A 13,238-nucleotide genomic window follows, 5' to 3' on the forward strand; every position below is an offset into this window, starting at 1 on the left:
AGAAATACAAAGGATAAAGAAGGAATATTTAAGAATCCACAGTCACGTCCCGCAAGGGGCGTGTGAGTAGAAATTGCCATGTATCCTTTATCCTCTGTCATGGCCCGGTCACGTCCCGCAAGGGGCGTGTGAGTAGAAATTCACATCTTATTAGGAAATAGGTGAGACGATAGTGTCACGTCCCGCAAGGGGCGTGTGAGTAGAAATAATCTTGCATACCGATATCACGATGACGCTCTTGTCACGTCCCGCAAGGGGCGTGTGAGTAGAAATCACTATGTACGGATGCGGATTATTGACCACATAGTCACGTCCCGCAAGGGGCGTGTGAGTAGAGAAATTCCTAACATAATTTGTTGCCCCATAACATTGCTGTCATGTTCAACAAGGAGCGTGCGAGTAGAAATTCTTATACCCATTTATAAAAAAATAATTTGAGAGTATAATCATATAATTTGTGATAATTAGTGTAGAGTTGAAATAATGCAGGAAGAGAGTCTATAATATAAATTGAAATAAATAGTTTCGAAATATAAATATCTGAGGAGTAGAAATAATGGCAGTTATAACAAGAGATGAGGCATTGAGTTTATTAAAAAAATACAACAAGGATTCTTTTCACATTCAACATGCACTAACTGTTGAGGCGGTTATGAAGTGGTATGCAAATGAACTGGGTTATGGTGAAGATGCAGAATACTGGGGGATTATAGGATTGCTTCACGATATTGATTTTGAATTGTATCCACAAGAGCATTGCCTGAGAGCCCCGGAGATGCTGCGGGGAGCTGGTGTAGATGAGGGAATTATCCATAGTGTGGTATCACATGGTTACGGAATTACAGTGGGTTGTGGAATTATCATTGAGACCGAGCCGGAGCATGAGATGGAAAAGGTACTTTTTGCAGTAGATGAACTGACAGGTCTTATCTGGGCGGCAGCATTGATGCGCCCTTCAAAGAGCACAAAAGATATGGAATTAAAATCTCTTAAGAAAAAGTATAAAAGTAAGAATTTTGCTATGGGATGTTCAAGAGAAGTGATAGAATGCGGAGCCAGTCAGCTTGGCTGGGAGCTTGAAAAACTTCTTACCATGACTTTACAGGCTATGGCTGACAGTGAAGACACCATTCATGAGGAAATGGAGAGATTAGACTGATGAGATACAAGTTACTTGGTTGTAAGATCTTAGAAAGAGAGATTGCCAGTGTCATCTTTTCGTGTAAAAACATCATTGATGTAACATTGATACAACAGAAAATACATAGCAGACCGGAGCATTTGAAGAAGATTCTTCAGGAAGAGATCAATATGATCGATGAGAATCGTCATATTTACTCCAATGACACGGAAGAATATGAATTTGATGCAATTTTGTTGGGATATGGTCTGTGTTCGAATGTGGTGACCGGCCTGTCCAGTAAGAAATATCCTCTTGTCATTCCGAAGGCCCATGATTGTATTACGCTTCTTATGGGAGATAAGGAGATGTACATGGAATATTACAAGAAGAATCCGGGTACATTTTATTATTCTCCAGGATTTGTGGAGCTTGACAATATTGACGATGAAGATTATCTGAGGCGCAGATATGATATGTATCTGGTTCGTTATCATGGTAATGAGAGGCGTGCAAGACGTGCAGTAGAGATTGAGTCTGAATTTACGCAGCATTATCAGGGCGCAGCTTACATAAGATGGCCGGAACTGGACTTCCCGGAATATGAAGAACAGGCGAGAGAGAAGGCAGCAGAAAAGAACTGGTCTTACGAATTAATTCAGGGAAATCATTCTATCTTGAAGCAGATGGTGGATGGAGACTGGCCGGAAGACAGATTTCTTGTTGTCCGACCCGGACATCATGCAGAACCAAGCTATGATGAGAATATCCTGAAAGAAGTGTAGTAGAAGGTTAGAAAAGAAGTACAAAAGGTGGATGTAAATATGTGGGATCTGGAAAAAGCAATCATGATTACAAATAACGACCGTGTCTATGAAAAATATAAGAATGATTTAACTGTGATATTACTGAATACTTATGAAGAGGTCTTAATCAAGACAAGAGATCTTGTCTATGACCGGCATAAGCTTTTGACGCATCCGCAGGCTTCCAGTCTGAAGCCAAACCAGACGCCTTATCGTTCTGTGGTCGTATATCCGAAGGGCAAGGAAGATAATACAGAGGATATCCTGCTGATCGAGAAATGTATCGAGACATACCGGCAATGGCAGGAGATTGCACCTACACCGGAGAGATACAGTGAAAGAGTCTCAGAAGATTTCAAGACGATTGATTTATCGGTCGTTGATAATATTATTCCAAGAATATCTTAAAGTACAAACCAGATTGTGGGAGTGCGTAGCACGGAACAATCCGTAAGCATCATAGTTGGGGGCTTTTGACCCCAACATCATATATAGAATGGCACAGAAAAGATTGATACGTCAGAAATAGAGTATGTTCTGCGTATCACTCTTTTTTTGATTGCCGTTGTGTTGGCAGATTTGTAGAAAATTACGGAAAATGGGTATTAACAGATGATAATTTTGTTCGAAAAACTGGAAAAAAGTACAGAATATTAGAAAAAATAGAATAAAATATTGATGATTTCAACAAAGAATAGTATAATTATTATGAATAAATTGTGAATATTTATAGAAATATTCAATCGTAAAAAACTAGAAGGAGGGATTAAGCATGAAACTGGAACTTGGAAAAATTGCTATTAATGACATTCAGTTTTCGGACCGGACTTATGTCGAGAATCATGTGCTCTATGTGAACAAAGGTGAAGTGGAAGCCCTGGTGCTGGAAGATGACAAATTACTGGAATGTCATTTGGAGATTGCAAGGCCTGGAGATTCCACAAGAATTACACCGGTTAAGGATGTTATTGAACCGCGTGTAAAGGTAAGTGGAGGCGAGATGTTTCCGGGAGTGATCGGAAAGGTAACCCCGCAGGTAGGCGGCGGACGTACTCATGCATTGGATGGTTGCTGTGTGGTAACGGTCGGAAGAATCGTTGGCTTCCAGGAAGGTGTCATTGACATGAGCGGACCGGCAGCAGATTATTGCCCATTTTCAAAGACAGTGAATCTGTGCGTGGTAATTGAGCCGAAAGAAGGACTGGAGACTCATGTATATGAGAAGGCAGGGAGAATGGCCGGATTGAAAGTTGCAGCTTATCTTGGTGAGGCAGGAAGAGACGTAGAGCCTGATACACTGGAAGTATTTGAGACCAAGCCAATCTTTGAACAGGCTGCGATGTACCCAGATCTTCCGAAGGTAGGATATGTACATATGCTGCAGTCACAGGGGCTTCTGCATGATACCTATTATTACGGAGTAGATGCAAAGCAGATGGTACCGACATTTATGTATCCGACAGAGATCATGGACGGTGCGATTGTTTCCGGTAACTGTGTGGCTCCATGTGACAAGGTTACGACATATCATCATCTGCACAATCCGGTTATTGAAGACTGCTTCAAGCATCATGGAAAAGATATTAATTTTATGGGTGTTATCCTTACAAATGAGAATGTATTCCTTGCAGATAAAGAGAGACATTCCGATATGGTTGCAAAGCTTGCAGAGTGGATGGGCCTTGATGGCGTGTTGATTACAGAAGAAGGATATGGTAATCCGGATACAGACTTGATGATGAACTGCCGGAAAGTAGAGCGCAAAGGTGTTAAAGTGGTATTGATCACCGATGAGTTCCCGGGAAAGGATGGAAAGTCACAGTCTCTTGCGGATACCTGTGAGGAAGCAACCGCATTGGCATCTTGTGGTCAGGGAAATGCGACGCTTCAGTTCCCGGCAATGGATAAAGTCATTGGTACAATGGAATATATCGAGAGTCAGATCGGCGGATGGGCAGGATGTGTGAATCCAGATGGTTCTTTTGAGGCAGAGCTTCAGATTATCATTGCGTCTACTATCGCAAATGGATTTAACAAACTGGCTGCAAAAGGATATTAAGAAAGGAGAACAGAGGTTATGGCAAAATATAAGATTGTGCATTATCTTAATCAGTTCTTCGGCGGAATCGGTGGGGAAGACAAGGCAGATTATAAGCCAGCGATCCAGGAAGGAAAAGTAGGACCAGGACTTGCGCTTTCTGCAGCTCTTGGTGAGGACTATGAGATTGTTGCAACCGTCATCTGTGGCGATAATTATTTCGGTGAGAATCTGGATGAAGCGACAGATGCGATTATAGAGATGGTAAAAGGATATGCCCCGGATGTGTTCGTGGCAGGACCGGCTTTTAATGCAGGACGTTATGGTGTTGCCTGCGGCACGATCTGTAAAGCAGTGGAAGAGAGACTGGGTATCCCGGTTATCACAGCAGAATATGAAGAGAATCCAGGTGTAGATATGTTCCGTAAGGATCTGATCATTGTCAAGACAGGAGATTCGGCAGCCACATTGAGAAAATCTATGCCGAACCTGGCAGCATTGGTGAAAAAGCTGGCGACAGGAGCAGAGGTTCTTGGGCCGGAAGAAGGCTATCACGAGAGAGGAATCCGTGTGAATTATTTTGCAGAGGAGAGAGGATCTGAGAGAGCCATTCAGATGCTGGTCAAGAAGATGAAAGGCGAGGAATTTGACACAGACCTTCCGATGCCGAAGTTCGACCGCGTCGATCCGGCAGCCCCAATTGCGGATATTACTAAGGCAAAGATTGCACTGGTTACTTCCGGTGGTATCGTACCACAGGGTAATCCGGATCATATTGAATCCTCCAATGCAACGAAGTTTGGCGTATATTCCATTGAAGGTATGGATGAAATGTCACCGGATGATTTTACTACGATTCATGGTGGATATGACCGTCAGTTCGTTATGAAGAATCCGAACTTGGTCATTCCTCTGGATGTTATGCGTGAGATGGAGAAGGACGGAGAATTTGGGGAACTGGCAAATTACTTCTGTTCAACGACAGGAACTGGTACGGCAACAGGTTCTGCTGCCAAGTTCGGAGATGCAATCGGGAAAAAACTGGTAGAGGATCATGTAGATGGCGTCATCCTCGTCAGCACATGAGGTACCTGTACACGTTGCGGTGCAACGATGGTAAAAGGCATTGAAAGATATGGTCTCCCAGTTGTTCATATGGCAACAGTAGTGCCGATTTCATTGACGATTGGCGCAAATAGAATTATTCCGGGTGTTGGTATTCCTTACCCATTGGGTGATCCAACGCAGGGTGAAGTGGATTCAAAGAAGATCCGTAAGAGTATGGTAAGACGTGCATTAAAAGCACTCCAGACTCCGGTAGAAGAACAGACCGTATTTGAATAGAATATATAGTATATTATGAGGTGGCAGGGAATATTTTTCCTGTCACTTTTTTTGACTTCTGACTTTTCACAGTGTATACTGAGACATACTACATTATTGTAAACAGCAGAACCAAGGGCATATGGATATTTATGCCTGTGGGCTGTGTGCTTATGCACGACACGATATTAGATAAGAGGACAGAAAGGCAGACATGGTATGAGCAGAGGAACAGATTTCCTGAATATGGTAACGGAAAAATTAAGACAGCGAATCCTGGAACTTGGAGATACCATTCAGGAAGTGCAGAAGGATATTGCGGAAATGAATGAGTATTACTGGGAGAACTATACAGAGATGGACCAGTATGGCTATGAGAATTATGATAATCAGCAGGCTCTTCTGGCACAGGTGAATGCTAATCAGGAGAATCAAAAGAAGCGTTATAGAATGAAGAAGATGTTGGATTCTCCGTTCTTTGGAAGCGTAGATTTTCAGTATGAAGGGGAAGAGGAAGCAGAGACCTTCTATATTGGAATCGGGAATTTTGCAGAAGAAAGAGGCAGTGTGCCGTTGATCTATGACTGGCGTGCTCCGGTCAGCAGCTTGTTCTATGATTATGATAAGGGACCTGCTTCTTATGTTGCGCCTGCCGGTACTATGGAAGGAGAGATTCTTTCAAAATGGCAGTATAAGATCCGCGGCGGCAGGATGATCTATGAATTTGAAAGTGACCTGAAGATCGATGACGATATCCTGAAGCAGGAGCTAGGTGCGAACGGTGATGTACAGCTTAAGAATATTGTACGCACCATCCAGAAGGAGCAGAATGCGATCATTCGCAATACGAAGGATAAGATTCTGGTGATCCAGGGAGCAGCAGGAAGCGGAAAGACTTCGGTAGCACTGCATCGGATTGCATATCTGCTGTACCATGACAGGAAGAATCTGAATTCATCAAATATTTTGATTTTGTCGCCGAATAGTGTGTTTTCCGATTATATTTCCCATATTCTGCCGGAATTAGGGGAAGAGAATATCCAGGAGATGAGTTTTGATCTGTTTGCCTACCGGGAACTCCAGGGAACTGTGGCTGACTGTGAAGACAGGTGGCATCAGATTGAAAAGATGTTACATGGGCAGAGCATACAGGATCAGGAGAGATATCAATGGAAGCAGTCGAAAGAATATGTGCGTGCAGTAGAGGGATTCCTGGTAGAATTGGAAGACCGGCTGATTGATTTTCGGGATGTGAAGTATAAAGGGTATGAGAAGACGGCAGAAGAATTACTGGAGATGTTCTATTTTAAATTCCAGAATGTGCCGCTTTTATCCAGAGTAGAAGCATTGATGGATTATTTTATTGACGAATATGAGACACTGAATCAAAGAGATCTGTCGGAAGAAGAACTGGAAGTGGTTCGAGAACAATTCCAGAAAATGTACGTAACGACAGACTTGTATGAGATCTACAACTGGCTGCTGGAAGAGAATGGATGGCCGCTTCTCCCAGATCTTCCAAGAGAGCGGAGAATTCTGGATTATGAGGATGTCTATCCGATTCTCTATCTTCGATATCGCCTCTGTGCAGTGACAGCTCATAAGAATATCCGCCATCTGGTCATTGATGAGATGCAGGATTATTCTTATCTGCAGTATGTGATTCTGGAGCGAATGTTCGCCTGCAATATGACGATCTTGGGTGACCGGGCCCAGACAATCGGGGAGAAGATGCAGGATGTATTAAGATTTCTTCCAAAAATATTTGGAAAGAATATATGTAAGATTGAGATGAACAAGAGTTACCGTAACACTATTGAAATTGCGAAATATGCGGAATCAATGAATGGTGTGTCAGGAATTGAGTATATTAAGCGCCATGGAAAAGAAGTAGAAGAGATGCAGCTGTCAACCTGGGAGGATGCTGTTGAAGCTGTTCTGAAGCGAGTCAATGTAAGTACTGGGGTAATTGGCCGCTCAGAAGTGGAACCATATGAAACGGCAGCGGTACTTACAATGACAGAAGAGGAAGCCCGGAAGATTTATGAGTATCTGAAAAAGAAGCGAGAAGATGTCTTCTATATTGACAGGGACAGTTCAAACTTCCGAAAAGGAATTACGGTTACGACATTCTATATGGCCAAGGGTCTGGAGTTTGATCAGGTCTTTGTCGCAGGAGGGACACAGGACCATCCGTTCTTCCGGCAATTCCGGTATATCTGCGCGACACGGGCACTCCATGAGCTGTATATTATGGATATAATAGAAGATTCATACTTGACTGGGGATGCCTGGATTCGATAAAATGAATTATTAGAAACAGACAATTGAATAGATCCGGTTAACGGCTGCCCTAGACACCATTATAAGGGGCCGAAGAAGCAAACCCAGGGTTATGCATCTTACTCTGGCGGAAACTGACAGGCAAAAGGAAGGTAGTCCCACGGAACTTTGGAGAGAATGCGGACAGCATCGCCTACGAGGCTAGAACCAACTGGCAAAAGGACAGAGTGTGACAGATGACATGAATGAACAATGGAGGCTGGAACTATGAGAATGATGTTAGTTGGAGCGGGAGCAGTGGGCGAAAGTATCTTGAAGGTCATGAAGTGGCGAGATCCGAAGGGTGAATGGCTGGAGTATGTGCTGGTATGTGATTTTGACCAGAACAGGGCGCAGGAAGTGGTTGAAAAGTTAGGAAAAGACTGTCGATTTGAAGCTGCTGAGGTGAATGCAACTGATAAAGAAGCGATGATGCGGCTTGCCTTGATGCACCAGATTGATTTCCTGATGGATGCGGCACCACCCTTTGCCAGCAACTATATCTTTGATGCAGCTTATGAGACCGGAATTAATTATGGTAATATGGGGACCTGGTCGGTACCGATGGATCATCCGGCTTATGGATTGGGAATCGAGAACAGCTATACGGAACCCATGACCAAATATAATTTTGACCGTCATGAGGCATGGAAAGAGAAAGGCAGCATGGCGGTTATTTGTATGGGAATTGACCCAGGAGTCGTCAATGTCTTTGCGAAATATGCTGCCACGGAATTATTGGACGAGATTACGGAAGTCCATGTAAAGGACGGCGGCAATCTCTCCGTACCGGGAGCAGATCCGGATGATATTATGTTCGGATTTAATGTGTGGACGGTATTAGATGAAGTGATGAATCCGAATGTGGAATACGATGCATCCAGAGGAGGCCTACTGGTGGAAAAGCCGTTTGCCGGGAGAGAAGTCTGGGAGATGCCGGATGGTGTTGGGCAGAACACGTTGGTAAAAGTAGAGCACGAAGAAGTGGTTACCATGCCCCGTTATCTGAAGCAATATGGATTGCAGCGGGCCACATTTAAGATTAGTCTGGATGAGAATCTGATCACAGCACTGAAAGTTGTTGATAAGTTGGGGCTTCGCAGTATCCATCCGATACAGATTGGGGAGACAGAAGTCATCCCAAGAGACGTGGTGGCGGCATGTGCTCCTCAGCCAAAGGATATTGGGGATGAGATGATCGGCGAGATGCTGGTCGGCGTGGAATGTATTGGAAAGAAAGATGGGAAAGAAAAGGCATATTTTTTATATCAGGCATTTGACAATCAGGAATCTATGAAGAAATGGGGCTCTCAGGCGGTTGTGGCACAGACGGGATTCGGTGCGGCACTTGCCATCGAATTGATTGCAAGAGGTATCTGGAAAGACAGAGGAGTCTTTTCACCAGAATATTTTGACCCGCTTCCATATCTGAAACTGATGGATGAAAGCGGGTATGAGTATCATATTGCAGAGATTAAATAAGTACTTTTTCCATATCTTTCGGTAGAGGTGCAGTAAATTCCATCGGCTCGCCGGTAATCGGATGTGTAAAGGAAAGACGATAGGAGTGTAGTGCCTGTCGTCCGATATATTCCATGTCTGGGTTATAGAGGTAGTCTCCGATGAGGGGATAACCGAGATATTTCATATGGATTCGTATCTGATGGGTGCGGCCTGTTTCCAGACGAAGGGAGACAAGGCTGTGCCCATTTCTTTCTTCTATAAGACGATAATGAGTAATGGCAGCTTCACCCTGTTCCCAGTCAACCGTCCTCTCGATGATGGTTCCGGGCTTTCGGGCAAGGGGAGCATTGATTGTCCCGGCTTCTGGGGAGACATGTCCCCGGACAATGGCAAGGTATTCCCGATGGATATCTCGGCGGCGCACCATATCGGATAAGATATTGCCACTGACCAGATGCTTGGCGACAACGGTAAGGCCGGAGGTGTCCCGGTCCAGACGGTTACAGCAGCGGAAGATGAACGGTTTTCCCTGCTCCTGATAGTACCATGCCAGAGCATTTGCCATGGAATTCGTATAGTTATTCAAAGAAGGGTGGATGGGCATGCCGGCTGGTTTGTTGATGACGATAATGTCCTCATCTTCATACACAATATCCAACGGTATCTGTATCGGCGGAATCTTCTCGGAACATTTGGTCTCGCAGATATGGATAGACAGATGGTCTCCGGTATTAAGCTCCTGCTTCATATAATAATGTTCTCCATTCACCAGAACGCTTTTGGGCATACGCTTAATCTCTGCCAGATTCTGTCCGGAATAACCCTTGCGGCGTAAGTATTGTTCGATGCGAAGGCCGTTACCGGCTTCATCTATGATATAATCAATGACACGATTCATTGCAATTCTCCTGTATTTTCGGTATGATATTCATAGTAGACAGTATAACATAATTTGAAAGAAAATATCAGGGAATTAAGAGGCAGAAATAAGATGACAGGTTTAAGTACTTTGTGTTATATGGAACGGGATGGCCAATATCTGATGCTCCATAGAACCGTTAAGAAACATGATGTAAATAAGGATAAATGGATTGGGGTCGGAGGACATTTTGAGGCAGATGAAAGTCCTGAGGAGTGTCTGCTTAGGGAAGTACGGGAAGAGACCGGATATACGCTGACTTCTTACCGGTATCGGGGAATTGTTACCTTTGTATCCGGCAATGGAGTGACGGAATATATGTCTCTTTTTACGGCAGATGGTTTTGAAGGGGAGCCCATACCTTGTGACGAAGGAGAACTGGAATGGGTGGATATCGAAGATGTCTGGAAGTTGAATATCTGGGAAGGTGATAAGATCTTCTTTCGGTTGATGGATGAAAGGAAGGACTTCTTTTCCTTGAAATTAGTCTATGACGGGCAGGATAAACTGGTGGATGCATCACTGGATGGGAAACCGATGGAATTATTCGATGTGTTAAATGAAGATGGTACGAAGTCTGGAGTAATACGTGAACGTGGAGTTGTACACAGGGAAGGAAGTCTTCATGCAACGGTACACATGTGGGTTGTAAGGAAGAATCAGAAGAGTGGTTATGACGTACTGTTACAGAAGCGGAGTGCATGCAAGGATTCGAATCCCGGATGCTACGACATCTCTTCGGCAGGTCATGTGGCAACAGGAGATGAGATCCTGGAGTCAGCAGTTCGTGAGATGCAGGAAGAACTGGGCATTCATGCGGCGAAAGAGCAATTACATTATGTAGGAGAGCATCGGGGATCTTTTGAAGCGGTATTTTATGATCGATTGTTTAAAGATAACGAATTAAGTTCGGTGTACGTGTATACAGAACCGGTAGAAATTAAAAATCTGAAACTTCAGGAATCAGAAGTAGAAGAAGTAATCTGGATGGATTATGAAGAATGCAGGCAGAAAGTAGCAGATGGAACCTTGCCCAATTGTATCTATGAAGATGAATTCCGTATGGTTGGAGAATATCTGAAAAAGCAAAAATTTTAATCGAGAAAAACAGAAAGGAAATAATCATATGCAGAAAGTAAAGTTGGAAAATGAGAAACTTGAGATTACCGTAAATATTCACGGTGCAGAATTAAGTTCTATCCGGGAAAAGAAAAATGATACGCAGTACCTCTGGAATGCAGATCCAAAGTATTGGAATCGGTCATCACCGGTACTTTTCCCGTTTGTCGGTGGGGTCAAGGATAAGGTATATCGTCACGAAGGTGTGGAATATCCGATGAATCAGCATGGATTTGCAAGGGATATGGATTTTGACCTTCTTAGCCAGACAGAGAATGAGGTATGGTTTGCATTGGATGCAACAGAAGAGACGAAAAAAGTATATCCATTTGATTTTCATCTGGAGATCGGCTATCATCTGGAAGAAAATGCTGTTAAGGTCATGTGGAAGGTGGAGAATACCAATGATAAGACCATGTACTTTTCCATTGGGGCACATCCGGCATTCTTCTGTCCGGTTAGAGAAGGAGAGAAGCAGTCTGATGATTACATAGCTTTCCGTAAAGCAGATGGAACCGTGCCAGAGAGTTTCACTAATACTATCTTCGGTCAGGGTGGTATGGTGACCACAGAGAAAAAGAAGTATGGCCTTCAGGAAGGAATTCTTCCGATCACCGAGAATCTCTTTGATGGAGATGCACTTGTCATCGAGAATCATCAGGTACAGCGAGTTGCCTTAATGGACAGTGATAAAAAAGAATATCTGGCAGTGGAATTCAATGCGCCGTTAGTCGGAATCTGGTCACCGCCGAAAAAACATGCACCATTCGTCTGCATTGAACCATGGTATGGAAGATGTGACAGCGAGGTGTTCGATGGCGAATTAAAAGACCGGGAATGGGGAAATATCCTGGAAGCAGGAGAAACCTTTGAAGCAGAGTATCGAGTAGTTGTACTGGCGTAATGCCAGTACAACTACATGAAATTATTTGATTCTTCAATAAAGAATAAATATAGGATCTTCGTCATCAGATTGAGGTATCTTCTCTTTTTCGACTTTTTCCTCGATGGTGTAGGGCGCAGATTCCAGTTTCTGTCCTTCCTTCCAGATTAAGAGACGTTCATCACCTTTCCCCTCATAATAAAAAGCATTGCTTTCGTGAATGGACGGGTTCCCAACTTCATTTTCAATTACTTCCCGAAGTGAAACGACAAATGATAATTCTGTATAGGTATTATCAGGATGGAATATTTCGTTCCAAAGGGAGCGGCGCAGTGAGATTGTGTTCCAACCATCATCGTAAGATTCCCAGAAGTCATATTCTGAAGACTCTATAGAAGAGTGGGAGATTATGGTAAATGGTTTTTCTGTTTTTATTGTGCAATAGAGGTCTCCATTATCTAATTGGTATAATTCATCTACCTGGATAGATTCTGTTTTCAAGCGCATGTCAAAAATAGGAAGCTTTTTCAGATATTCATGAATATCATGATTTTCAGTGAATACGGAAAGTATCAGGAAGATGTTCAGTAGTATTCCACAGAGGATCCCTTTTTGGAAAGTAAGCTTATGAGAGATTCGTCTGAGAAATTCTGCTTCTTCATTAGAATGATCTGTAGTGGAAGGCACATCTATGGAAGGTAAGTCCGCCTGCATAGCTTCCAGGTATTCACGGCAGCTTTCGCATTCTATCAGATGCTCTTCGATTGCGTCTTTGCTCTGTTCGCTGCAAATATGATCTTCATATAATGGCAGCAGGTCTTTAATAATATCACAAGGAATTTTGCTCATATTCAAACGCTCCTATCTTAATAAAAATGAGAAATAAACTTAATAAGTATCTGTCTGCTTTGACATAAGTTCCCGAACCTTTAATTTTGCCCGGTGATAGGTAACTCTCGCCCAGTTTTCCTGCTTCTCAAATATCTCGGCAATTTCTTTGTAACTTAGGTCTGCGAGCACTCGCAGGACAAAGACTTCTTTGTATGGTTCCTCCAGATAATGTAGAATCTTATAAATGGAGATGGCTTCTTCCTTCTGGATATAGGAATCTTCCAGATTGGTGGAATCGGACATCTGTTCCAGTAACTCCGAGTGAACCGTCTTTTTCTTGCGCGTATAAGAGATGTAGAGATTTTTGGCAATCTGGCAGAGCCAGGATTTGACGGAACAATTTCCACGGAAAT

12 protein-coding genes and 1 CRISPR repeat array (1 of these 13 only partly in view) are annotated in these 13,238 nt (G+C 43.3%); of the genes, 9 read left to right on the top strand and 3 right to left on the bottom strand.

Annotated elements, in window-relative coordinates:
- A CRISPR array of direct repeats spans nt 1-407; the repeat unit is 33 nt; unit sequence GTCACGTCCCGCAAGGGGCGTGTGAGTAGAAAT; it begins 3,978 nt to the left of the window's first position.
- Nucleotides 408-556: 149 nt separating this feature from the next.
- The 7 genes from ACQRBH_RS15015 (at nt 557) to ACQRBH_RS15045 (ending at nt 9,091) form a co-directional block, all read left to right on the top strand.
- Complete coding sequence (locus ACQRBH_RS15015; RefSeq protein WP_427762311.1) at nt 557-1,159, top strand: HDIG domain-containing metalloprotein; 603 nt, start codon at nt 557-559, stop codon at nt 1,157-1,159.
- On the top strand, nt 1,159-1,905 hold the full coding sequence (locus ACQRBH_RS15020) for a DUF1638 domain-containing protein (RefSeq protein ID WP_427762312.1): 747 nt from the start codon (nt 1,159-1,161) through the stop codon (nt 1,903-1,905). The genes ACQRBH_RS15015 and ACQRBH_RS15020 overlap by 1 nt, the downstream gene beginning before the upstream one ends.
- Before the next feature lie 39 nt (nt 1,906-1,944).
- Nucleotides 1,945-2,334, top strand: a complete 390-nt coding sequence (locus ACQRBH_RS15025; RefSeq protein ID WP_347375924.1) for a GrdX family protein — start codon at nt 1,945-1,947, stop codon at nt 2,332-2,334.
- 364 nt (nt 2,335-2,698) lie between these two features.
- Nucleotides 2,699-3,985 (top strand): sarcosine reductase complex component B subunit alpha, encoded by a 1,287-nt coding sequence (grdG, locus tag ACQRBH_RS15030; protein WP_427762313.1) that lies wholly within the window; start codon nt 2,699-2,701, stop codon nt 3,983-3,985.
- 18 nt (nt 3,986-4,003) lie between these two features.
- Nucleotides 4,004-5,308, top strand: a complete 1,305-nt coding sequence (gene grdF / locus ACQRBH_RS15035; protein ID WP_427743140.1) for a sarcosine reductase complex component B subunit beta — start codon at nt 4,004-4,006, stop codon at nt 5,306-5,308.
- 198 nt (nt 5,309-5,506) lie between these two features.
- Complete coding sequence (locus ACQRBH_RS15040) at nt 5,507-7,591, top strand: HelD family protein (RefSeq protein WP_427762320.1); 2,085 nt, start codon at nt 5,507-5,509, stop codon at nt 7,589-7,591.
- Nucleotides 7,592-7,837: 246 nt separating this feature from the next.
- Nucleotides 7,838-9,091, top strand: coding sequence for a saccharopine dehydrogenase family protein (locus ACQRBH_RS15045; RefSeq protein WP_427762321.1), 1,254 nt, complete (start codon nt 7,838-7,840; stop codon nt 9,089-9,091).
- Here the strand turns inward: ACQRBH_RS15045 and ACQRBH_RS15050 are convergent.
- On the bottom strand, nt 9,084-9,971 hold the full coding sequence (locus ACQRBH_RS15050; protein ID WP_427743137.1) for an RluA family pseudouridine synthase: 888 nt from the start codon (nt 9,969-9,971) through the stop codon (nt 9,084-9,086). The genes ACQRBH_RS15045 and ACQRBH_RS15050 overlap by 8 nt on opposite strands.
- A gap of 93 nt (nt 9,972-10,064) precedes the next feature.
- Between ACQRBH_RS15050 and ACQRBH_RS15055 the strand changes: the two genes are divergently transcribed.
- Both ACQRBH_RS15055 and ACQRBH_RS15060 read left to right on the top strand, forming a co-directional pair.
- On the top strand, nt 10,065-11,090 hold the full coding sequence (locus tag ACQRBH_RS15055) for an NUDIX domain-containing protein (protein WP_427762322.1): 1,026 nt from the start codon (nt 10,065-10,067) through the stop codon (nt 11,088-11,090).
- A 28-nt stretch (nt 11,091-11,118) separates the two neighbouring features.
- Nucleotides 11,119-12,015 (top strand): aldose 1-epimerase family protein, encoded by an 897-nt coding sequence (locus ACQRBH_RS15060; RefSeq protein WP_427762324.1) that lies wholly within the window; start codon nt 11,119-11,121, stop codon nt 12,013-12,015.
- A gap of 33 nt (nt 12,016-12,048) precedes the next feature.
- Here the strand turns inward: ACQRBH_RS15060 and ACQRBH_RS15065 are convergent, their stop codons facing one another.
- Both ACQRBH_RS15065 and ACQRBH_RS15070 read right to left on the bottom strand, forming a co-directional pair.
- Nucleotides 12,049-12,843: a zf-HC2 domain-containing protein gene (locus ACQRBH_RS15065; protein ID WP_427743134.1), complete on the bottom strand. Its 795-nt coding sequence runs from the start codon at nt 12,841-12,843 to the stop codon at nt 12,049-12,051.
- 39 nt (nt 12,844-12,882) lie between these two features.
- Nucleotides 12,883-13,238 (bottom strand): RNA polymerase sigma factor (locus tag ACQRBH_RS15070; RefSeq protein ID WP_427762325.1); only part of this gene is annotated, 356 nt, incomplete at its 5' end.

The organism is Bariatricus sp. SGI.161, assembly GCF_050313695.1.
Lineage (GTDB): Bacteria > Bacillota > Clostridia > Lachnospirales > Lachnospiraceae > JAFBIX01.